19 protein-coding genes are annotated in these 22984 nt (G+C 68.5%); 1 reads left to right on the top strand and 18 read right to left on the bottom strand.

Going from position 1 to position 22984, the window contains the following annotated elements; all coding sequences use genetic code 11:
- Positions 1-242: 242 nt before the first annotated feature.
- The 16 genes from ACFPZL_RS02570 to ACFPZL_RS02495 form a co-directional block, all read right to left on the bottom strand.
- Positions 243-797, bottom strand: coding sequence for a PACE efflux transporter (locus ACFPZL_RS02570; protein ID WP_218114440.1), 555 nt, complete (start codon positions 795-797; stop codon positions 243-245).
- A gap of 154 nt (positions 798-951) precedes the next feature.
- On the bottom strand, positions 952-2193 hold the full coding sequence (locus ACFPZL_RS02565; RefSeq protein WP_382334653.1) for an acyl-CoA dehydrogenase family protein: 1242 nt from the start codon (positions 2191-2193) through the stop codon (positions 952-954).
- Positions 2194-2316: 123 nt separating this feature from the next.
- Complete coding sequence (locus ACFPZL_RS02560; protein ID WP_218114439.1) at positions 2317-3711, bottom strand: PhoH family protein; 1395 nt, start codon at positions 3709-3711, stop codon at positions 2317-2319.
- Between the two features lie 232 nt (positions 3712-3943).
- The gene (pip, locus tag ACFPZL_RS02555; protein ID WP_236021906.1) at positions 3944-4927 is read right to left on the bottom strand and encodes a prolyl aminopeptidase; all 984 of its coding nucleotides are present in this window, start codon (positions 4925-4927) and stop codon (positions 3944-3946) included.
- 73 nt (positions 4928-5000) lie between these two features.
- On the bottom strand, positions 5001-5894 hold the full coding sequence (locus tag ACFPZL_RS02550; protein ID WP_218114438.1) for an amidohydrolase family protein: 894 nt from the start codon (positions 5892-5894) through the stop codon (positions 5001-5003).
- Positions 5891-7039, bottom strand: coding sequence for an LLM class flavin-dependent oxidoreductase (locus ACFPZL_RS02545; RefSeq protein ID WP_218114437.1), 1149 nt, complete (start codon positions 7037-7039; stop codon positions 5891-5893). The genes ACFPZL_RS02550 and ACFPZL_RS02545 overlap by 4 nt, the downstream gene beginning before the upstream one ends.
- A 78-nt stretch (positions 7040-7117) precedes the next feature.
- On the bottom strand, positions 7118-7708 hold the full coding sequence (locus tag ACFPZL_RS02540; RefSeq protein ID WP_218114436.1) for a short chain dehydrogenase: 591 nt from the start codon (positions 7706-7708) through the stop codon (positions 7118-7120).
- Positions 7709-7736: 28 nt separating this feature from the next.
- Positions 7737-8246 carry a hypothetical protein gene (locus ACFPZL_RS02535; protein ID WP_218114435.1) on the bottom strand — a complete coding sequence of 170 codons (510 nt, stop codon included), beginning with the start codon at positions 8244-8246 and terminating at the stop codon, positions 7737-7739.
- 34 nt (positions 8247-8280) lie between these two features.
- Entirely contained in the window at positions 8281-9363 is a 1083-nt protein-coding gene (locus ACFPZL_RS02530; RefSeq protein WP_218114434.1) for an ABC transporter ATP-binding protein, read from the bottom strand.
- Positions 9364-9366: 3 nt separating this feature from the next.
- Positions 9367-10239: an ABC transporter permease gene (locus tag ACFPZL_RS02525; RefSeq protein WP_218114433.1), complete on the bottom strand. Its 873-nt coding sequence runs from the start codon at positions 10237-10239 to the stop codon at positions 9367-9369.
- Positions 10236-11042, bottom strand: a complete 807-nt coding sequence (locus tag ACFPZL_RS02520; protein WP_218114432.1) for an ABC transporter permease — start codon at positions 11040-11042, stop codon at positions 10236-10238. The genes ACFPZL_RS02525 and ACFPZL_RS02520 overlap by 4 nt, the downstream gene beginning before the upstream one ends.
- Positions 11039-12133, bottom strand: a complete 1095-nt coding sequence (locus ACFPZL_RS02515) for an extracellular solute-binding protein (RefSeq protein ID WP_218114431.1) — start codon at positions 12131-12133, stop codon at positions 11039-11041. The genes ACFPZL_RS02520 and ACFPZL_RS02515 overlap by 4 nt, the downstream gene beginning before the upstream one ends.
- 51 nt (positions 12134-12184) lie before the next feature.
- On the bottom strand, positions 12185-13639 hold the full coding sequence (locus ACFPZL_RS02510; RefSeq protein WP_218114430.1) for an aldehyde dehydrogenase: 1455 nt from the start codon (positions 13637-13639) through the stop codon (positions 12185-12187).
- 272 nt (positions 13640-13911) lie between these two features.
- Positions 13912-15477: a helix-turn-helix domain-containing protein gene (locus tag ACFPZL_RS02505; RefSeq protein WP_218114429.1), complete on the bottom strand. Its 1566-nt coding sequence runs from the start codon at positions 15475-15477 to the stop codon at positions 13912-13914.
- A gap of 71 nt (positions 15478-15548) precedes the next feature.
- Positions 15549-17201 (bottom strand): amidohydrolase, encoded by a 1653-nt coding sequence (locus ACFPZL_RS02500; protein ID WP_218114428.1) that lies wholly within the window; start codon positions 17199-17201, stop codon positions 15549-15551.
- Positions 17202-17222: 21 nt separating this feature from the next.
- Entirely contained in the window at positions 17223-18263 is a 1041-nt protein-coding gene (locus ACFPZL_RS02495; protein ID WP_218114427.1) for an LLM class flavin-dependent oxidoreductase, read from the bottom strand.
- 327 nt (positions 18264-18590) lie between these two features.
- Here ACFPZL_RS02495 and ACFPZL_RS02490 point away from each other — a divergent pair, with 327 nt between their 5' ends.
- Positions 18591-19541, top strand: a complete 951-nt coding sequence (locus ACFPZL_RS02490; protein WP_218114426.1) for a flavin reductase — start codon at positions 18591-18593, stop codon at positions 19539-19541.
- Between the two features lie 24 nt (positions 19542-19565).
- On the opposite strand, the gene ACFPZL_RS02485 is transcribed toward ACFPZL_RS02490, so the two are convergent.
- Together ACFPZL_RS02485 and ACFPZL_RS02480 are read right to left on the bottom strand one after the other, a co-directional pair.
- On the bottom strand, positions 19566-21602 hold the full coding sequence (locus ACFPZL_RS02485; RefSeq protein ID WP_218114425.1) for an acyl-CoA dehydrogenase family protein: 2037 nt from the start codon (positions 21600-21602) through the stop codon (positions 19566-19568).
- 268 nt (positions 21603-21870) lie between these two features.
- On the bottom strand, positions 21871-22984 hold a 1114-nt coding region (locus ACFPZL_RS02480; RefSeq protein ID WP_382334647.1), incomplete at its 5' end, for a UDP-N-acetylmuramate dehydrogenase.

The raw sequence follows: 22984 nt of genomic DNA, 5'->3' as shown, positions 1-22984 counted from the left end.
GGTCGAGGCCGCCATCGACGAGGCGCTGCACACCGGAGCCATCACGCTGCCGGATCTGCCGGCGGACGAAGGCGGCCGCGACGACACGTCCGGTGACGACGGTCGGGATCTCGGGAACGGGAACTCCGGCGGCACGGGGCGCGACGGCCGTCCGGATTAGCAGTCGCTGCCGGCCGCCCGGGCGAGGTTCCCTGCAGCAGGGCCGACCTGGTCGACCGGGCTGACCGGATCCGCACCGAGGATCACGCCGTCGGCGCCGCTGTCGACACGGCCGACGCCGGCAGCCCGAAGATCCGGTCGAAGGCCCACGCGTACACCAGGGTGAAGACCAGGAAGAAGAGGAGCAGCCCGCCCTCGATCATCGCCGCCTCGAAGAGGCCGACGCCGAGCAGCATCGCGACGAGCGGGATCGTGAACACGAGCACGCCGCCCTCGTAGCCGATCGCGTGCAGCGCACGGGATCGCGCTGTGCGCCCGGTCGCGCCGACGCGGCGCTCGATGGACTCGAAGGCGGTGTTCCAGACGTAGTTCCAGATCGTCGCCGTGGTCGAGAGCAGTATCGCGGTGAGCGCGGAATCTCCGCCCCCGTGGCCGAGCAGCTCGCTCATCACGATCGCGGTGGCGAGTACGCTGAGCCCCTCGTAGCCGACGACATAGGCGACGCGACGCAGCACCGGGCGGGTCTGGAAGAACCGCGAGGGCCGGGCGCCGAGCTCCGCGCCGGCCGTGGCCGACGAGACGGGCGAGGTGGACAGGACGGGCGCGACGGCGCCCTCGGTGTGGCCTGCGAAGGTCACGGGTATCACTCCAGTTGGGCGCCGACATCGCGGACGGGCCCATACCCGTCATTCTCGAATATCGCGAAAAAGTCAGCTCAACAAAGCTAACACAACCGATTCCGCAGTTTCAAGCAGAAATAAGCACCGAATCAGCACTTTCTCGGCATCACTGCTATGCGTCTGCCTGATCCTCGAGGACGCCGCGGACGGTCCTCGCCAACGCCCGCGAGCTCGACGGGTGGAACATCCCGGCCAGGACATCCCGATAGAGGCGCGCGAGTTCGCTCTCCGCGCGAAAGCCCTCGGCGCCGACCAGGCGCATCCCGACATCCACGGCGCGGCGCGCCTCGTCGGTCGTGCGGTTGCGCACGGCGGCGAGCACGAGGAACCAGTCGTCGCGCGGCCGACGCTCGTCGATATCGCGGCCCGCCACGGCGAGCGCATCGAGAGAGGCCCGGTGATCCAGCACGGCGGCGGTCAACCGCGCGGCGGTGTCCGGGTCATCCAGCCGGATCCCGATCGGGTCTTCCGAACCGTCGGGTGCCGGCACCGGGCGGTTCGCGGCGACGCGCGCGAGTTCGAGCGCCCGATCCGCGATCCCGGCGTACACCGCGGCGGTCAGGATCGAGAAGGATGAGAATATCGCGAGCACCAGCGGATCCGACCCGTCGAAGGGTGCGATCCGCGCCGCGACGTCGGCCTCGGCGATCCGCACCCCGTCGAGTCGCGTGGTCCAGCTCTGCGTCGCGCGCATACCGAGCGGGTTCCACTCCCCCGGGTGCGAGATGGATCCCTCGCGCAGCGCGCCACCGTCGCGCCGCACGAAGCCGAAGACGAGATGCGGCTCCGCGGCGCCGGGCCCAGCGGCGCCGGGCCCGGGCGCATCGCAGCGAGCATGCACCCCGAGTCGTGTCCACACCGGCGAGAGGCTCGTGAAGATCTTCGTGCCGTCGACGCGGTAGCCCTCGCCGGCGCCGAGGTGCTCGGCTGTCGATCGAGCATCCATGAGCACCGCGTCGTTGCCGGCCTCGGATATCCCGAAGGCGAAGACTTCGCCCGCGACCGCGTCGCGCAGCACCCAGTCGAGCGGGCCGTTCCCGTCATCACCAGGCGCGCGGTCCCGAAGGAATCGCGCCACCTGCACCCAGACGAGGTGCATGTTCACACCGAGCGCCGTGGCGGGCGCGTAGGCGGCGAGGCGTCGCTGCGCCTCGACCAGCTGTTCGAGGCGCAGCCCGGCGCCGCCGAGTTCGACCGGCGCCGGCGCCGCGAGATAGCCGGTTGCGCGCAACTCTTCGAAGTCATCGGCGAAGAAGACGTTCTCGGCGTCGTAGCCCGGCGCCCGCTCACCGAACCGCCGCAGCATCGCATCGGGCAGCAACTCGTCGACGGTCCTGGCCGTATTCTCGTTCACCTCACCAGCCTATTCCCGTCCCACGATCCGCCTTCTCCTGTCGTTCTGCGGCCCGCGAAGCGGGATCGCAGGACGACGGTCGAGACGCGTGGCTGCCGGATCGCGGACCGCGGCGCCGGCCGGCTACTCCTCGAGCAGGTCCGTGACGAGCGCCGCGATCTCGCTCCGCTCGCTGCGGGTCAGCGTGACGTGCCCGAAGAGCGGGTGGCCCTTCAGCTTCTCGATGACCGCGGCGATGCCGTCGTGCCGGCCGACGCGCAGGTTGTCGCGCTGCGCGACGTCGTGCGTCAGCACCACGCGCGAGTTCTGGCCGATCCGGCTCAGCATCGTCAGCAGCACGTTGCGTTCGAGCGACTGCGCCTCGTCGACGATCACGAACGCGTCGTGCAGCGACCGCCCGCGGATGTGGGTGAGCGGCAGCACCTCGACCAGGCCCCGGGCCTCGACCTCCTCGAGCACGTTCTGCGAGACGATCGAGCCGAGCGTGTCAAACACCGCCTGACCCCAGGGGTTCATCTTCTCCTGCTGGTCGCCGGGCAGGTAGCCGAGCTCCTGGCCGCCGACCGCGTAGAGCGGGCGGAACACCATGACCTTGCGGTGCTGCTGCCGCTCCAGCACGGCTTCGAGCCCCGCGGCGAGCGCGAGCGCCGATTTGCCGGTGCCCGCCCGGCCGCCGAGTGAGACGATCCCGACCTGCGGGTCGAGCAGCAGGTCGATCGCGAGCCGCTGCTCGGCGCTGCGGCCGTGCAGCCCGAAGACCTCGCGATCGCCTCGGACGAGACGCAGCGACCCGGCGTTCCCCCCGTCCTCGCTTCGCTCCACCCGGCCGAGCGCATGCCCGCGCGGGGAGTTCAGGATCAGACCGGTGCCGAGCGGCAGCTCCGAGACCGCGGCGACGCCGTCCAGGCGCTCGTCGTCCCAGAGCCGGCTCATCGCCTCCTCGTCGAGCTCGACCTCGGCCACCCCCGAATAGCTGTCGTCGCGCGCGAGTTCCGCGCGGTACTCCTCGGCGCCGAGGCCGAGCGCCGCGGCCTTCACGCGCATCGGCAGATCCTTCGATACGACCGAGACGTCGAGACCCTCGGCAGCGAGGTTCTGCGCCACCGCGAGGATCCGCGTGTCGTTGTCGCCGAGCCGCATGCCGCTCGGCAGCGCGTCGGCGTCGGTGTGGTTCAGCTCAACGCGCAGCGTGCCGCCCTGTTCGCCGACCGGCACCGGGAAGTCGAGCCGCAGGTGCTTCTCGCGCAGGGAGTCGAGCAGGCGCAGCGCGCGCCGGGCGAAGTAGCCGATCTCGGGATCCTGCCGCTTCTTCTCGAGTTCGGTGATCACCACGACGGGCAGTACGACCGCGTGCTCGGCGAAGCGGAAGATCGCCCCCGGGTCGCTCAGCAGCACCGAGGTGTCGAGCACGTACGTGCGCTCGGTCTGCGGAAGCGCCTCATGGCTGCCGCGCTCCGCGGCTGCCGCCGCATCGGAGACGGCGCTGGCTGTGGTGTCGTTCGGCTGTGTGGCGGCCACGGTGACTCCTTCTGCCCGGGTGTTCCGGATCAGCGGGGTGACCGACGTGATGTGGGGCGCGGACACCCCGATCGGGCGAGGTGCCCGATGACTCACACGTTACGCCCGGACGCTGGGTTCAGGCCGGGGCGACACGCGCGCGATCCGTGAACATCGTGTTACGGGACGGAGAACCGCGACGGTCGGGCGCAGACCGGATCAGGCGCCGAGGTATCCGGGCGGCGTCGTCGGATCAGGCGAAGCGATCGGTGGCGCGCACGAGCGCGTCCACGATGCCCGGCTCGCTCGCGGCATGCCCGGCGTCCGGGATCATGCGGAACTCGGCCTCCGGCCAGGCACGGTGCAGGTCCCAGGCGGTGCGGGGCGGCGTGCATGCGTCGTAGCGCCCCTGCACGATCACTCCGGGGATCCCGGCGAGCCGCTCTGCGGCATCCCGGATCAGCGCCCCCTCCTCCATCCAGCCGCCGTTGGTGAAGTAGTGGTTCTCGATCCTGGCGAAGGCCACCGCTGCCGCCTCGTCGGCTCGGGCGGCGGCGATGGCGGACTCGTCGGGGATCAGCCGGATGGTGGAGTTCTCCCAGACGGTCCAGGCGACCGCGGCCGGGGTGTGCACGGCGGGATCGGCGTCGAAGAGGCGCCGATGGAATGCCGCGACCAGGTCCGAGCGCTCGGCCTCGGGGATCGCCGCGAGGTAGCCCTCCCACAGGTCGGGGAAGAGCTCCGAGGCGCCCTCCTGGTAGAACCAGCGGATCTCGCTCGCCCGCAGCGTGAAGATGCCGCGCAGCACGAGCTCGGTGACCCGCTCGGGGTGCGTCTCGGCATAGGCGAGCGCGAGCGCGGATCCCCAGGATCCGCCGAACACCTGCCAGCGATCGATCTCGAGGTGCTCGCGCAGTCGCTCGATGTCGGCGACCAGATGCCAGGTGGTGTTCGCGCTGAGGTCGGCACCGGCCTCGCCCGCGTGCGGCGTGCTGCGGCCGCAGCCGCGCTGGTCGAAGAGCACGATCCGGTACCGCTGCGGGTCGAAGTAGCGGCGATGGTCGGGGGTGCACCCGCCGCCGGGGCCGCCGTGCAGGAACACGACCGGCTTGCCGGCCGGGTTGCCGCAGGCCTCCCAGTAGACCTCGTGTCCGTCTCCGACGGCGAGCAGTCCGGTCGTGTAGGGCTCGACGGGCGGGTAGAGGGTGCGCAGGTCGCTCGCAGGGGGATTCGTCATAGCTGTACTCTATTCGCCGCTCCTGCACCCGCGAACCCGAGCCGACGAGCCCGAGCCTGAGGGGCTCGCACGCCTATTCGAGCCCCAGCAACGACAACGGACGGTTGAAGAGCACATCGCGGACGAGCGCGCCGTCCAGCCGTTCGTCGCCGCTCTCCTCGGCGACGCTCAAGAAAGAGGACGCGTGCGCCCGGGGGTCGAACACCGGGAAGTCGGAGCCGAACAGCAGCCGGTCCTGGAGGTCGTAGTCGAGAACGGCCTCGAGTATCTTCGCCAGTTGCGCGGGGCGCTGGCATCGGGCCGAGACATCGGTGTACAGGTTCCGGTGCTTCCGCATCATCGAGACGACCTCGACGAACCACGGCTGGCCCACGTGCGCGACGATGATCTTCAGCTCGGGGAAGTCGCGGGCGACGCGGTCGAGCAGGATCGGCTGCGCCACCTCGAGCACGCCCCGACGGTGGGTGACCGCGCCCTGATGGAACAAGATGACCGCTCCGTGCTCCGCGGCGACCTCGTACACGCGGTACGCCTCCTCGGAATGGGGGTGGAAGTCCTGGTAGGGCGGGGCGAGCTTCACCCCGCGCAGGCCGATCTCGCCGAGCGCGTAGCGCAGCTCCGCGGGCGCGTCGGCTCGGTTCGGGTCGACCGAGGAGAAGCCGACGAGGCGCCCGGGATCGGATGCGACGTAGTCGCCGACGAACTCGTTCGGGATGTCCATGCCCAGGTGGTCGCTCGTGAGCCCGATCACCACCGCCTGCTCGACGCCGCTCTCCGCCATCATCCTGCGGTGATGCTCCGGGGAGCCCGACTCGCTCGGAACGTGAGCGTAGTGCTCATCGAGCTGCTTCCCGAACTCGGGCCCCAGCTGACCGGGCAGCCAGATATGACTGTGCCAGTCCGTGATGCCGCGGCCGTCGAGTTCCGTCTCAGCCCGGTCCGTCGACGGAGCGGGCGACCGGCTCATGCCTCCTCCGTCCGGAAGTGAGGCATGACCTCGGCGCCGAAGAGCCGCAGCGACTCCTGGATCTGGGCGGACGTCAAGGCGGGGAGCCAGGTGAGGAGCAGGATCCGCTCCAGGCCCACGGTGTCCTCGTACTGCTTGAGGTGCGCGGTCACGGTCTCGGGGCTTCCCACGAGCAGGTGGCCCCGTTCGTCGAGGAAATCGAACCACGAGACGTCGTCGACGTCGGATCCGAGCACCTCGCCCGGATCGGCGTAGATCGATCGGCCGCGGAGACCGCCGAGGTAGTCCCGGTACAGCCGTTCGACGGAGGGCTCGGCCAGCGCCCGCGCCTCGGCGTCGGTCGGCGCGACGACGCACACGCGGAGCAGCCCCAGGTCCTCGCCGAGCCGCCGCTCGACGCCGTGCGCGGACGACTCGTCGCGGTAGAGCTCGAACATGCGGGGCAACGACTTGTCGGAGAGCAGCCAGGTGATCGCCCCCATCGATTCCCGCGCGGCGAACCGGATCGAATCGTCGCTGTCGCCGACGTTCCAGAGCGGCGGCATCGGCGACTGCACCGGCTTCGGCACGATGCTCATGCCGATGTACTCGCCCGCCTCGGATCTCCATTCCGGGTTGCGCGGATACCACGCCGCGTAGCTGTCGGCGATGCCCCGGCGGGGGAAGGTGTAGTACTGCCCGTCCCACTGCAGGCTCTCCTCGGTCCACGATGCGCGGACGATGTCGAGCGTCTCCTTGAACATCTGCCGGCTCGCCTGGCCGAATCGCCGTTCGACGCGAGTGCTGTTGAGGTTGCTCAGCTCGCGATCGGTGATCCCGCGCGCGATGCCCACCTCGACCCGTCCGTTGGACAGATGATCGAGGATCGCGAGGTCCTCGGCCAGGCGGAGCGGGTGCCAGGCGGGGAGGACGACCGCCGCGATCCCGAGGCGGATCCGCTCCGTGTGCTGGGCGAGGTAGAGGAGGTTCATGATCGGATTCGGCTGGATGTCGTACCCTTCCCCGCCGAAATGGTGCTCTCCGGTCCAGATCGTGTCGAAGCCGAGCTCCTCGACCTGCTGCGTGACCGCGAGCAGCTCGTCCACCACGGTGCGATAAGGGCGACGCGCCTCATCGAAGAGGTTCACGAAAAGATCGAATTTCACAGGTTCTCCTTCTTGCTTGCTTGTCTGTCGGCCGCGCCGCGACCGTTCTGCCTGCGCCGCCGCCCGGCGCGGCTCCGCCTACACTTCGATGACCCGGCCGTTCGCCGAGCCCTCGACGGCCGCCACGAACGCCGCAGCCAGCACCGACGCGGCGACCGGGTCGAATCCTCGGAATCCGTGCGCGAGCGCATCGCTCCCCTCCACGACCGTCGGGCTCACCGCGTTCACGCGGATGCCGCGCGGCATCTCGGTCGCCGCGGTGCGCACGAAGGACTCGATCGCGCCGTTGGCGAGCGCCGCCACGCTTCCCCCCGGGACCACTCGTCGCGCGGTGATTCCCGTGGTGAAGGTGAACGAGCCGCCGTCCGCCACCCAGGGGTGCCCGTGCAGCAGCAGATCGACCTTGCCGAGCATCTTCGTGCGCACGCCGGCGAGGACGAGCTCGGAGGTCAGCTGCCGGAGCGGCAGGAACGGAGCGCCGCCGGCGCAGTCGACCACCGCATCCACCCTTCCGATGCGCGTCAGGGCGGCGGAGATGGAGTCGGCGTCCAGAAGATCCAGGCGGGGATCGCTGGATCTCGAGAGGCCGATCACCTCATGGCGCTCGCCCAGCGCGCCGGCGACGATCGCGCCGACCTGGCCGGTCGCTCCCACGACGAGGATCCTCACGATTCGTCGCCTCCTATCGGCCGGGTGCTCACGATGCATCCGGCCCGGCGACGGACCGGGTGGAGAAGACGAGCCGCAGCGGCGGGACGAACCAGTCGGACGAGAGGATCCGGTGCGCCAGTCGCGTCTCGCCGGCCGCCCGACGGTAGCTGCTCGTGAGCGCACCGCGATCGGCCAGCGAGTGGATCGCCACGACGCGGCCATCGGCGCCCTCGGCGACGATCCGCGTCCGCAGCCACGCGGGCTCCCGCTGCAGCAGCGGGACGTGCTCGTCCACGAACCACTGCAGGAGTTCACGGCGATGGGGCTGCGCCACCTCGAACACCACGACCAGGAAGGCCGAGGCAACGGCCGCCTCCTCCCCGATGAGGCGGCTCGGGGTCGGCACCTCATCGCCCGGCGAGGCGAGCAGTCTCGCCTCCGCTCCTCCGCTCGCCTCCACCGGCTCGAGTGCCGTCACCGGTACGTCGACCGGTTCGTAGAAGGTCACTCGGAGGGGCTCCGCGGCCGTCATGGCGAGCGTCAGCTGCTGCAGCATGCGGGGTACCGTCCTTCCTCGTCCGCACCGGCCATCACGCCTGGAGCAGGATCGCGTCGGAAGGCAGCCAGCTCAGCCGCACCCTCTGGCCCACCTGAACCCGGCTGCCCCGGCTCGTGTTCTCGAGGAACGTCGCCAAGGCGCCCGCCCCGGTCCGCGCGGTGTGCTGCCAGTGGTCGCCGAGATAGGCCGAGTCCTCGACCCGAGCCTCGATTCCCTCGGGGGGCGCTTGCGCGCCGAGCTCTGCGCTGCCGAAGGAGAGCTGCCCGGGACGGATCCGGATCACGACCGCATCCCCGCGTTCGAAGCTCCGACCGGAGTCGCAGGCGACGAGTTCTCCGGAGTCCAGCTTCACCCGATAGCCGCCATCGACGGACGCATCGACGACGCCGCGGAGCAGCGTGGACTCTCCGACGAAGTTCGCGACGAAGGTGTTCACCGGGGAGTCGTAGAGCTCGGTCGGAGTCCCCACCTGCACGATCTCGCCGTCGTGCATCAGCACGATGCGATCGCTCATCGATAGCGCCTCGTCCTGGTCGTGAGTGACGTAGATGATCGTGGTCTTCAGATTCCGGTGGATGCGCCGGATCTCGCTCTGCATGCTCTTCCTCAGCCCCCGGTCGAGGGCGCTCAGCGGCTCGTCCATCAGCAGCAGACCGGGCCGGAACACGATCGCCCGTGCGAGTGCGACGCGCTGCTGCTGCCCGCCGGAGAGCTCTGTCGGGTACCGGGAGGCGTAGTCGGCGAGCTCGACCAGGGCGAGCGCATCGCGCACCCGGTCCCGTATCTCGGCCTTCGGCACCTTACGGAGTTTCAGGGGGTAGGCGACGTTCTGCTCCACGGTCATGTGCGGGAAGAGCGAATAGTGCTGGAACATCATGCCGATGCCGCGCTTGTTCGGCGGGACGCGAGTGATGTCCCGCCCGTCGAGGATGAGATTCCCCGAGGTCGGCTCCTCGAAGCCGGCCACCATGAGCAGCGTCGTGGTCTTTCCCGAGCCGCTGGAGCCCAGCAGCGTGACGAACTCGCCCGGCTGCACGTGGAGATCGAACTCCCGCACCGCGACCGCGGAATGATAGGACTTGGCCAGCCGGCGTATCTCGAGCGAACCCTTCATCGTTCAGCTGCCTTCGACGACTTTCGAGATTGCGATTTCACGAGTTGAGTTCTCCGGTTCTGTCGCACGCGCGGCGTGCGACTGCTGTGTGTTCTTGAGTCTGTTCGCGACGATGCGTATGACCAGGTACAGGATCCCGAGCGCGGCCATCGAGCCCAGCATGACGGCCGCCGCGACCGGCACGAGCGGGTTCAGCTGATAGCTGATGCTCGAGAACATCCGGGCCGGGAGGGTGCGCGTCGAGCCGTCGGTCACGAACATCGAGATCACCGTCTCGTCGAGTGAGAGCACGAAGGCGAGCACCCCGCTCGCGGCGAGCGCCGGCCAGATCTGAGGCAGCACGACGTCCGCGAAGGCGCGGACGCCGCTCGCCCCGGCGTTCCGCGCGGCGCGCTCGAGCTGCCAGTTGACCTGCGAGAACGCGGCTCGGATGTAGAGCAGCACATAGGGCATCGTCATCACTCCGTGGGCGAGCACGAGCACCAGCTCGGGAGATGTCCCCTGGGGCAGGTACACGAGCTTCACGAAGTAGAGCCCGGCGGCGAAGACGACGATCGGCACGACGAGCGGGAGCGCGAGCGCCGTGTCGACGTATCGCTCCGTCTTCCTGCCTGCGCGCAGCAGGAAGTAGGCCGCGGTGGCGCCCAGCACGATCGAGAGCAGCGCCGACATCGACCCGACCCGGAAGCTCATGAAGAGCGAACCGGTCCAGGAGGGATCCGCGAAGAACTGCTCGTACCACTTCGTCGTGTATCCGGGAGGCGGAAACTGCAGGAAGGGCGACGAGTTGAACGAGAGCGGGATCACCACAGCGGCCGGGAGCAGCAGGTACAGGCAGACGAGGGCGGAGAAGATCCACAGCAGCACTCTGGTCATGTTCTCGGCCCCCTGATCACGATCCTGCTGATCACCTGGATGACGATGTACCCGCCGAGCGCGCAGGCGAGCAGCACCAGTGAGGCGGCGGCACCGGTGGCGAAGTCGGCGGTCGAGAGGAACTGATTGGCGATGAACTCGCCGATCATGGTGTTCTGCGGTCCGCCGAGGATCGCAGGAAGGATGTAGTAGCCCAGGATGACGACGAAGACGACCGTGTAGCCGGCGAAGACGCCGTGCAGGGTCTGCGGGAAGTAGACGCCCCAGAACGCGCGCGGGCCGGAGGCCCCCAGGTTCCGCGAAGCACGCAGGAGACGGAGGTCGACCCGCTTCATCGAGTTGTAGAGGGGGAACACCATCAACGGCACGCCGTACTGGATCAGGCCGATGAGCACCGCGGGGGTGTTGCGGAGCATCTCGAAGTCCGTGCCCAGCAGCGTGTTCACGACGCCTCGCCGATCGAGGATCGCCATCCATGCGTAGCCGCGGACCACGATGCTGAGGAACAGCGAGATCCCGACGAGGCCGAGGAGCAGCGATGACGCCCGCTTCCCGCTCGACGCCGCCAGGTAGGCCACCGGGTACGCGACGACCAAGGAGATGAGCGCGACCGCCGCCGCGATCCCCAGCGTGCGGAGGGTGATCGCGACGAAAGTCGGCGAGAAGAGCTTGCCGAAGGCGTTCGCCTCGGGCTGGAACGCGGAACCGATCACGAGCACGACCGGGATCGCGAACACCACGACGAGCAGGAGCAGGCTGGGGATGAGGAACCCCAGCCGCTTGCCCTTCAGCGAAGAGGTCACTGACCCGCCCACTCGTACCACCGTGTCGAAACCTCGGCGAGGTTCTCGCCCCACCATTTCTCGTCGGCGCCGCCGACCGACTTCTCGATCGCCTCGGGCTCGGTGCTCAGCCATTTGCGCACATCGGCGGGGATCGAGGCGGAGGCCGACTTCAAGGTCGGCGCCATGCCGCCGCCCAGGCTCAACGCCGCCTGGTTCTCTGGCTTCAGCGCCAGCTTGATCCATTCGTAGGTGCCCTCTTCGTCGCGGGCGTTCTCGGGAACGACGTGCATGCCGTACGAGCGGAGGTTGCCCTCCCACTCGATCGCGACCGCCTCGCCGCCGAGCGCGAGGTTGCCGATCCGGTTGTTCCAGGTCACGACGAAGTCCGCGGCGCCGCTCACGAGGTACTGCTGCGACTCGGCCGCGGAGTTCCAGAACACCAGATCGTCCCGGATGCTGTCGTACTTCGCAAACGCACGCTCGAGGTCGAGCGGGTAGAGGTCCTCGTACGCGACGCCATCGGCGAGGAGCGCGATCTCGAGCATGCCCTGCGGCCAGTTGTAGACGGACCGCTTGCCCGGGATCGCCTTCGTATCGAAGAACTGTTCCCAGTTCATCGGGCGCGGGCCGTCGCGGTCGGTGCGATAGCTGCTGACCCACGAGGTCCAGTACGAGACCAGCGCGCGCTCGGTGAAGGCCTGGCCGCGATCGTTGGGCATCTCGATGAAGTCGTCCTTGTCGACCTCGAGCCGATCGTAGTCGAGCGGCTGGAAGAAGTCCGGATTGCCGAGCGCGTAGTACGCCTCGCAGTCGAACCAGTCCCACTCCAGCTTGCCGCTCTCGGCCTGAGTCGCGAACCGGCCGTAGTCGATGGTGTCGGTGGTGATGGTGCGGCCGGTTGCCTCTATGAAGGGAGTTCCCCAGGCCTCGAGGAACGCCTCCTCGGAGGTGCCGCCCCAGGTGACCATGGTGAAGGGGTTCCCGCTCCCACCGCCGCCTCCTGTCTGCGGCGAGGGGGAGCACCCGGCGAGAAGACCGAGCGCGCCGATGCCGAGCGATCCGCCGAGCAGCCCGCGTCGCGTGGTGCTCATCTGAGAGAGAGTGTTCATGAAGTCCTCCTTTGGACGTTCGTTGTGTGGTTCGTCGAGATTCGGTGGGGTCTACTCGCTGAGATCCATCCAGACGCTCTTGAGCCGCGAGTACTCGTAGAGGCTCTCGACCCCGCCCTCCTTGCCGTGCCCGCTGGCCTTGAACCCGCCGAAGGGCGTGATCGGGCTGAGGACCCGGTAGGTGTTCACCCACACCACTCCGGAATCGATCCGCCGGGCCACGCGATGCGCGCGGTTCACGTTCTGGGTCCACACGCCCGCCGCGAGTCCGAACTCGGTGCCGTTCGCATGCTCGATCACCTCGTCCTCGGTGTCGAAGGGGATCACGGCGAGCACCGGCCCGAAGATCTCCTCCTTGGTGATCGTCATCTCGGGCGTGACGCCGTCGAAGATCGTCGGCTCGAGGTACAGCCCGTCGTCGAACCCCGCCCCCGCGACCCGTCGCCCACCGGTCGCGAGCCGCGCACCCTCGCCGACCGTCTTGTCGACGTAGGAGAGCACGCGGTCGAAATGCTCGGAATAGGCCAGCGGACCCATCTCGGTCCCGTCGCTCCGCGGATCTCCGACACGGATGCGCTTCGCGCGCTCGACCAGCGCGGCGACGAAGTCATCGTAGATGTCGCGATGCACATAGGCGCGGGATCCCGCGGTGCACGCCTGGCCGGAGACGGCGAAGATGGCGTTCGCCACCCCGTTCAGCGCCTTCTCGAAATCAGCATCGGCGAACACGATGTTCGGCGACTTCCCGCCGAGCTCCAGCAGGCAGGGCACATGCCGGTCCGCCGCGACCTTCGCGATCCTCGTGCCGGTGCCCGTGCCGCCGGTGAACGTGATCAGGTCGACGCCGGGGTGGCTGACGAGCGCCTCTCCGATCGTGCTGCCGCGCCCGGTCACGATGTTGATGACGCCCCTGGGGAGGCCCGCGTTCTCGAGCACCTCGACGAAATCGAGGACCACTCCCGAGGTGATCTCCGAAGGCTTCAGTACGACGGTGTTGCCCATGACCAGGGCGGCCGCGAGCTTGTGGCTCGCGAGCTGCAGGGGCGCATTCCAGGGCACGATCGACAGCACCACACCATGCGGCTCACGCCGGAGGTAGTTCAGCGCGTCGTCCCCCGTGGGAATGACCGAACCCGGGATCTTGTCGGCCCAGCCGGCGAAGTAGCGCCAGATGCTTGGGAGCACGCGATAGGTCGCGAGCGTGTCGCGCAGCAGCTTGCCGTTGTCGCGGGTCTCGGCCTCGGCCAGGCGCTCGACGTGCTTCTCCGCCTCGTCGGCGATCTTGAACAGGTGCGCGCCCCGCTCGGCGGGGGTCAGCCTCCGCCACGAGTCGAGCGCCTCTCGTGCGGCGCGAACAGCGCGGTCCGCGTCGGCGGCGTTCCCGTCGGGGATGCGGTACTCGAGCGCGCCGGTCGCCGGGTTGAAGCTGTCGATCGTCTCGGTCGAGTCTGATGAGACCCGCTCTCCGCCGATGTACAGGGTGTACGTGCTGATGGAACTCGTCATTGCCGTCCTTAACCTCGTCGTCACTCAGGAACCGCGCACTGGGGGGCGCCCGTCGAATGCCAAGGTAGTTTCGCTCCAGGGCAAAAGCATTAGCCAGATTGAAAGAACTCGGCCTGCCGGATACTCCAACTGGCCTTCGTCTCGGCGACCGCCGCCGGGCGCGGATCCACGGGTCGGGAGCCTCGACGACCCGACGCCGCGACGACCCGCGGGCAGGAGGAGACATGCCCGGGAATCCTCGTACTCGCGGACGCGGACGGCTGTCCGCCGGCCTATCGTGTCCGGTCGGTGATGTCCTCGCACTTGACGACGCCCGCCCGATAGAGCCGGAGCGCCGCAGTGTATTCGAGGAGCGAATCCCCTGAGCGGGGGTCGAGACCGACGAGCTGGGTGATCTGATTGAGCCGGTACGTCACCGTGTGCCGATGGACGTGCAATTCCTCTGCGGTCGGCCCCGTTCGACAGCCGCTCCTGATGAAGGTCTCCAGAGTATGAAGCAGTTCGGGCTTCTCTCTCCCGTTCGCGTCGAACAACGGTCCCAGTGCGCGCGCGACGAGAGCGCGCAGCATCGGATCGTGATTGCTTCGCAGTATGGTCAGCGTGTCCATGCTCTCGGCTGCGAAGAACCCGACACTGTTGAGCTGCTGCTGCGCCAGCATGTTCACCTCTTGGTAGGCCCGGACGAACCCGTCGGCACCGCTGTGGCGCATGCTCGCGATGACCTTCGGGTTCCGGAGCGGCGAGAGGGAACGGTAGATCTCCTCCCCGAGCCGCTCGGACGGATCCGGGACGAAGAAGTACACGGCCCCCTCGTGGAAGGCTACCGTGTCCGTGAAGCCGATGAGCTCGTTCTCGAGTACCCGGATGAGCTGTGCCAGATGCGAGCCATCGGTCTCGCACTCGACTCGGAAGAGCACTCCTTCCACGGCTTCGTCGATGTTGGCGGCCCTGAGCCGCTCCTGCACGAGGACGGAGCTCATCTCGCCCATATGGACGGCCTCGAGCAGACGCGTGAAGGACTGCTGCCGCCACCGGTTGTCGGTGAGGTCGCGCGAGAGGGTAAGCGCGACCCCGGCGTGGAGTTGCTCGAGCATGAGTTCCTCGTGCTCGTTCAGGGCGCGCGAACTGACGATCGCGATGAAGGCATGGGTGCTGCCGTCGAGCTGGACCGGGATGACATTGCAAAGCGACTGGTCGAACGGCAGCTGGAAGGACTGCCCCGCGCCCCGGGCGTTCCGACGGTAGCTGCGGATAGTGTGCTTCATCAGGGCGAGGATCTCCGGATCCTGCCCCGTTTCCGCGAGGACGATCCCCTCGCGATCGATGATCATCGTCTGGGAGAAGTCGAGGATGTCGAGCACTGTGTCGAGGATCTTCTGGATGGAGGCGCCGCGGATCACCAGGGCGACCAGTTGCCGGTACAGCTTGATCGAGGTCTGCTGCGTCGCGAAATGCCCGTCGAGGATCCGACGATTGATGAACGCGGCCATGTCGGCGAGCGGCACGACCGGTGACGGCCGGAGCAGGGTGAGTCCGTGCTGCCGGCAGACCTCGATGACCCGTTCGGGCACCAGCTCGCCCGAGTAAGCACTGTAGATCAGAGCCAGCGCCTTGCTGGCGACCAGCTTCTCGACGAAGGCCTGCTGCTGCGCCTCGGTGGTGAGCGAGATCCCAGTGGTGAGCACGATCTCGAGCCGGTGGAGCCACGGCGACGGGTCGACGTGTTCGGTCACCTGGACCCCTCTGCACACGACCGCCGGTTCGAGCTCGCTGTTCCGTGCGAGGACCTCTATGCCGAACTCAGGTTTCCTGATGATCTCATCAACGATCCTGGGCATACGAAGCATGCTAGCTTCTGCACGATCGAGCTGCTCATCCGATGGCATGGTGGGGGTTCGCCGCCGATGCTCTATCCGCGTTCGGAGACGTTCGGCGGCGGCGCTCCGTCGCGGGAGTGGACGATACGCCCGCCGACCACCACGTGATCGACCCGTATCTCCAGGAGCTCGTCCGCAGATGCTTCGTAGGGATCCCTGTCGAGCACTACGAAGTCGGCCTCCTTCCCTGCCTCGATACTGCCGTAGCTATCACCCAGGCCAAGCGAGTCCGCGGCGTACTGCGTGTACATGCGCAGCGCCTGGTCGAGCGTCAGCGCCTGGTCGGGCTCGATCACCGCATCGTTGAACGAGCGCCGCGCCAGGCAGTTCCAGACGCCGAAGAGCGGATTCGATTGAGCCTCCTCCGCACCCGTGAAGACGTCCGAGCTGCCCGCCAGGCGCCAGCCGCGCTCGGAGAGATCCCGGAAGCGGAAGCGTCCGGTGGATGCGGCCTCCCCCAGGTAGAGCGGAAAGAAGTCGCCGAAGTTGTACAGGAAGGTCGGCTGCGGGATCGGCACGACATCGGCCTCGCGCCATGCCGCGTCCGCGGTACCGTCCATCATCAGGTTCCCCGCGTGCTCCATCCGCACGGGAAGGCCGGCGGCGCTCTCGGCCGCCGCGGCGGCCTCGACGATCTCCCGCTGCGCTCGTTCGCCGTTCGCGTGGACGGCTAGTTGCAGCCCGGCTCGAGCGCTGCGGCTCACCATTTCCACCAGCTCCTCGCGGCCGATGTTGACGGTGCCGGTCGAGCCGGCCTCCAGTGCGTATTCGTCGACGTAGGGGATGTCGACCGCCGCGTTGCGCGACGAGTAGCCGCCGTCGGCGAACACCTTGATGCCTCGGACGTGGAACCGCTCGCCGTCGCCGAAGATCTCGCGAGATCTCAGCGCATCCTCGAACTCGAGCGTCCCCGGAGCGCAGACGTATTCGACGACACGCTGCGGGATCTCGCCCGACTCGGCTGCGGCGGCTATGGCGCGCACTCCCGCCGGGGTGCCCGAGATATCGCCGATCACGGTGACGCCGTACTGGGTGAAGAGCTCGCGGGCGCCTTCGACGAGGGTCCGCGAGAGGGATCCCTCGCTCCGGTCGATGATCGGAAGGAAGCTGTCGATCTCGCTGACGAGGCCGGTCGGACGGCCCGTGGAGTCGCGTTCGACCACGACTCCGCCCATCGCCCCCTGCTCGCCGGTGGAGAACCGCTCGAGCGCCGATAGACGGATCGCCGCCGAGTTCAGCAGGGAGGTGTGACCGCCGGCGTGGATCACCAACGGGATGTCCCCCGTGGCGCCGTCGAGCTCCGCGAGCGTGGGGTAGCGCTTATCGGCGAGCTTCTGGTCGAAGAACAGATTCGCCTGGGCCCGCATCCACACGTTCTCCGGCTCCGACCAGCCGGCGCTCGCGTCGCTCAGCACCTCCAGCACATCCGCGACGGTGCGGCACCTCGGTACTCGGACGTCGACCATCGTCACCAGGGCGCGGGCCGTCACTTCGAGATGGACGTGCGCATCGACGAAGCCGGGGAGGATCACCCGATCCCCGAAGTCGAGGATCTCGCCGTCCCCGGCCGCACTCGACTCCTCGAGCACATCGCGGACCCTGCTCCCGGAGGTCCGGATGCCGGTTCCTCTGCGGTCGTCGCGGTCGAGGGTGACGACCCGTCCCAGGAAGACACGTTGCGACATGCTCACGTCCTTTCTCGTCTCCTACTTCGCTGCCGACCGCATCGGAGCGATGACCTCGTCGGCGAAGAGCCGCATCGACCGTGCCACCGCTGCATGCTCCGGTCCGAAGTCGAAGGTCGTCATGATCTGGTCGACGCCGATAGCCTCGTACGCTCGAAGCTTCTCGATGACCTCCTCGGGGGTGCCGAAGAGCAGGTTCTCCCTGACCTCTGCCCGCGAGGGCTCCTCGTCCAGCGGGTCCGGCCTGACGACGCCCGACTCGTCCGCGTTCTGGATGAAGTGGTGCAGGCGCTGGTTGATCCGGTGGTTGATGAGGGCCTCGTCGATGCGCTGCTCGATCTCCTCCTCCGAGTGGGAGACGAAGGTCGCGCGCAGCACCGTGAGCTCCTGCTTCTTGCCGAGCCGGTTCGCGCGCACCCCCTCGTGGAAGGCCTCGGCGATCGGCTCGAGCGCCGACATCGGCCGGATGAAGGGCCAGGTCGCCACGCTGTATCCCGCCTCGGCCGCCTTGAGCACCGAGGGCCTGGTCATCGCCGCGTACCAGACGCGGAGCTTGTCGCGGCCGGGCATGCGCGGCCAGGGAGCTGCGTTCGGGAAGTCGTAGACCTCGGTCGACATCGAGGCGGCTCCGCTCTCGGAGGCCCAGAGCTCCTCGAGGAACTCGAGCGTGTCCGTGAACCGCTGAGGCGCATCCGCGAACGGCACGCCGAGCCGCACGAACTCGTACTCATAGGCGCCGCGTCCGACGCCGAACTCGAAGCGGTCTCCGAGCAGCGACGCGGTGAGCGCGACCTCCGCCGCGGTGATGAGCGGATGGCGGAGCGGGAGCAGCGTCGCCATCGTCCCGACTCGCAAGGAGAGCCCCTGCCCGAGGTATTGCGCGAGCATCAGCGCGTTCGGCGCCTGCATGAAGTGGATCAGATGGTGCTCGGGCATCCAGATCATGTCGAAGCCCAGCTCGTCAGCGAGTTCTGCCTCGCGTCGCTTCTCGACGAAGAGCGACTCCGCGTACGCGCTCGGCTCGTGGATCCGTTGATGGGAAAGAAACAAACCGAACTGCATGACGCTACTTCCTCTGAGACCGAATTCCTGGCTGCGCAGCCGACTCCGGCCGCCTACCGGACGAGCCTAGAAATCTGACCGCCCCGAATCACTAGCCATTCGACGCACGTTCGACCCGACAAAATCGACAGTTGGACATCCGGACGATGTTCGCTGGTGCGAGAGGCGTACTGGTCCGGTGCCGTAAAGGGCCGCCGGGTCCTCTGAGGACCGCCGTTGTCCCGAAATCGAGAAGTCGCGCGGCGTCTCTGTACAGTGCACAAAGGTTTCCGGCAGACCGTGCGCCGCTCTTGACGGGTTTTCGGCGGCGTTCATATCCTGGCCCGCATGCATCAGTTCAAAGAGCACATCGCACGAGCGTGGACACTGGCCTGGGACGAGGGCGAGGTCGACGCGCTCGATCGGATCTACCACGAGGAGTATCGACGGGAGAGCGCGGCATCCGGACGGACCATGTCGCTCGCCGAGCTGAAGCAGGACATCCGCGATATCCGCGACGCGTTCCCGGATCTGTCGAACACCCTCGACGACCTGGTGATCGACGGCGGGCGGGGAGCGCTGTTCTGGAATTCGGTCGGCACCTTCAGGAGGAACTTTGGGGGCGTGCCAGCGACGGGGTGCCGGGTGTCCACCCGGGGCTCGAACCAGCTGGTCTTGCGCGACGGGCTGATCGTTCGCGAGAAGGTCACCTGGGACCGGGCCGCGCTCCTCGCGGACGTCGGGGTGCCGTCCCTGCGCGCCGCCTTCGAGGACGACCCCGCAGGTACCGTGGCCGACGACCTCTCCGGCGCGATCGACATCGAGTCGATCAAGGGCTTCAACCGCCAGTTCGTGACGGGGGTGACCGTCGTCACGACGGTCGACAAGCACGGCGCCCCCCGGGGGCTCGCGGTCAACTCGTACGCCTCCGTCTCGCTCGATCCCCCGCTGGTCATCGTCTGCGTGCAGAAGACCTCATCGACGTACGGCGCGCTCTTCGCATCCTCTCATCTGGGCATCAACATCATGAGCGATGCCCAGCTCGGCACGGTGCGGAGGTTCGCAGCCAAGGACGGCGACAAGTTCCTCGGCCTCGCGTGGAGCAGCGGTCCGTTCGGCAGCCCGCTCATCGACGGCTCCTCGGCCTCGATCGAGGCGCGGATCAAGGAGCGGTACCAGGCGAGGACGCACACGGTGTTCGTCGCGCGGGTGGAGCATGCGGACGTCACGGATGCGGCTCCGTTGGTGTACAAGGCGGGACGGTTCTACGGCGGTGCGGGACTCGAGGAGCTGACATAGCCGCGCCGATCGGGCCGGATCCGCTTATGACACGGCCTGCGCCCGCTTGCGCAGCTCCTTCTCGTGGATCGGCCAGGTGCCGTCGGCGATGCGGGCCTCGACGTGCGCGTGCGCCTCGGCCTGGCGCTCCGCCTCGATGCCGGTCGCGATCTCGGCGCGCAGCAGCTCGGGCGTCAGATCGAAGGCGTCGACCAGGTCGAGAGCCTGCTCGCGGATGCGGCCCAGGAGTCGGTCGATGTACGCGGTGACCGCCTCGACGCGCGAGCCCGAGAGCCGACCGTTCACGAGGTACCAGGCCGCGTGCTTCTCGATGAGGCTCAGGCCGAAGAGGTCTCGCAGCCAGGTCATGACGGTCAGCGTGTCGCCCGAGAAGTCGGCGAGCGCCTCGGTGAACGCCTCCCACTGCAGCAGTTCGCCGTGGGCCCGCGCCGCGTCGATGAGCTTGGCCTGCTGCGCGTTGAACGCCGCCGCGGAGGCCGCCGCGCGCCTCTCCTTCGGCAGGTCCTTCGTCGATTCGCGCAGCGCCATCGCGATCGCCGCGACCATCGTCTGAACGCGGTCGGCGAGCAGCTCGCGCTGCGCCGACTCGTCCCGCACGCCCTCGACGGATCGGGCCACCTGCCCGAGGTCCGCGATGCTCTGACCGATCTGGCGGAGGCCGAAGCGCACCGCTCCCTCGCCGATCTGCCCGGCGACGGCCTTCGCTATCGCCGCGACGTCGCCGTCCTTGAACTGCGCCGCGTAGTCGGTGAGCAGACGCTTGCCGACGAGCTGCAGCAGCACGTTGTTGTCACCCTCGAAGGTGACGTAGATGTCGAGGTCGGCCCGCCACCCGGTGAGGCGGTTCTTCGCGATGAAGCCGGCGCCGCCGGTCGCCTCGCGCGCCTCCTGCAGCACGTCGAGCGCGGCCCAGGTCGAGAGCGGCTTGAGCGCGGCGGCGAGGGTCTCGAGGTCTTCTCGGTTCTCATCGGTGTCGTTGGCGCCCGAGAACACCTCGTCGAAGGTCTCGAGCAGCCGGTGCCCGGCGAAGGCGACGGCGTAGGTCTCGGCGAGTCGCGGCAGCAGGCGGCGCTGGTGCAACCCGTAATCGAGGAGCACCGTGTCGCGACCGTCCGGGCCGGGGAACTGACGCCGCTCGGCCCCGTAGCGCAGGGCGATGGCCAGCGCGCCCTTCATCGCGTTCGCGGCGGATCCGTCGAGCGAGACGCGCCCCTGCACGAGCGTGCCGATCATGGTGAAGAAGCGGCGGCCGGGGCTCTCGATGTGCGAGGAGTACGTACCGTCGGGCGCGACGTCGCCGTAGCGGTTGAGCAGGTTCTCGCGCGGGATCCGCACGTTCGTGAAGTGCAGCCGCCCGTTGTCGATGCCGTTGAGACCGCCCTTCACCCCGTCGTCCTCGGCGCCGACCCCGGGCAGCAGCTCGCCCTCGGGCGTGCGGATCGGGACGAAGAAGGCGTGCACACCGTGGTTCACACCACCGGTGATGAGCTGCGCGAAGACGACAGCCGCCTGCCCGTGCAGGGCCGCGTTGCCGAGGAACTCCTTCCACGCTCCGCGGAACGGGGTGTGGATCTCGAACTCCTCGGCACCGGGATCGTACGTGGCGGTCGTCGCGACCGAGGCGACATCGGAGCCGTGCCCGATCTCGGTCATCGCGAACGCGCCCGGCAGCTTCAGGCTGATCACGTCGGGCAGCCACTTCTCGTGGTGCGTCCGCGTACCGAGGTGCAGGATCGCGGCGCCGAAGAGCCCCCATTGCACGCCGCTCTTGATCTGCAGCGAGGGGTCGGCGAAGACCAGTTCCTGGAAGGCGGCGATGTTGCCGCCATGATTGTCGCTGCCGCCGAGGTCGGAGGGGTAGGCCCGCTGGATCGCGCCGGCTTCGACGAGCCCGCCGAGCTGTTCGAGCACGCGGGCGCGATGATCCTCCATCGACTGCCCGGGGATCGTCTGGAACCGCGGATCCGAGGCGACGCGACGCGCTTCGAGGCGCTCGGTCTTCCATTTCCCGTAGAGGGAGTCGCGGACCGCGTTGACATCGATGCGGGGGGTGGTGCTCATATCTGCTCCTTCGACGGGCGTGCGCACGGTGCTGCTGCCACGCTAGAGGCGCGGCCTGGGAGCGCCAAGGATCGGGCGCGGTCTCCACAACGGCGGACGGCACCATACCGGTCGAAGCTTGTTCAATCCAGACAAAAAGATCAGGCTCGGACTGGTGGATTCATCCACATCTGCGAAGCGGGGAGCATCGTCGACTGCGGATCCCGGCCCTGGGGGAAACGCGATGCGTTTCCCCGCCGGGACCGCCGCGGCCGCTGCGAGGCGCGCCCTAGAGTTCGAGGCCGTAGAGGTTCGGCTCGGGCACCAGGATCACGCCGAACTCGGACTGGACCCGCTGCACGACGTAGCGGGCGAGCTGGGCGACGTCGGCCGCCGTCGCAGCCCCCCGGTTGGTGATCGCGAGCGTGTGCTTCGACGAGATCGCGGCGCCCGAGCCAGGCAGCCGGAAGCCCTTCTCGATGCCGGCGTGCTCGATCAGCCATGCGGCGGAGAGCTTCACCCGACGCTCGCCGGCGGCCTCGGGCAGGCGGAGCGGCAGGCCGGCCGCGAGCTCCTCGAACGTCGTGACCGCGGGAGCGGGCTCGTCGCCGGCGAGCGGGAAGCGCGGCGCGTTGGCCGGCAGCTCGCGCGCGAAGCGCTCGGTGACGATGGGGTTGGTGAAGAAGGATCCAGCGCTCCAGCTGTCGTGATCCCCGGTGTCGAGGACCATGCCCTTGGAGGCGCGCAGGCGCAGCACGGTGCGGCGCAGCTCGCGCAACGACACGCGTTGACCGATCGTGATGCCGAGCGCATCCGCGAGCTGCCCGTACCCGACGGGCGCGGACATCGGGTTCTCCTGGTCGGGGTGCGCGTCGAGCAGGAGGTCGATCGAGAGCACGACCCCGGCCCGGCCCGCCTTGATGCTGGAATGCCGGTAGCCCAGCTCCAGCTCGGAGGCGGGGAGACGCAGCACCTCGCCGCTCGCTTCGTCGAGGAACTCGATCGAGTGCAGCACGTCACCGAGCTCGGTACCGTAGGCGCCGATGTTCTGGATCGGCGCGGCCCCGGCCCGGCCGGGGATGCCGGAGAGCGCCTCGATGCCGGACCAGCCGCGTTCGACGCAGGCGGCGACCAGCCCGTCCCAGTCCTGGCCTGCCTGCACGCGCAAGCGCACGGTGGTCTCCGGCAGCTCGGGATCGACCACCCGTTCCACGCCCTCGTTCCGCACCAGCAGCACGGCGCCGGGGAAGCCCTCGTCGCAGACGATCGTGTTCGATCCGCCGCCGATCAGCAGCCACTCCTCGCCCTCGGCCCAGAGTCCGAGCGCCGAGCGCACGAGCTCCTCGGCGCTGCGGGCCTCGAGCACCCGGTCCGCCGGGCCGCCGACCCGCATCGTGGTGAGC

This window comes from Leucobacter soli (genome assembly GCF_042659205.1).
GTDB classification, from domain to species: domain Bacteria; phylum Actinomycetota; class Actinomycetes; order Actinomycetales; family Microbacteriaceae; genus Leucobacter; species Leucobacter soli.
The sequence above is the reverse complement of the archived record's forward strand: the minus strand, read 5'-3'. Positions and strand labels throughout refer to the sequence as shown.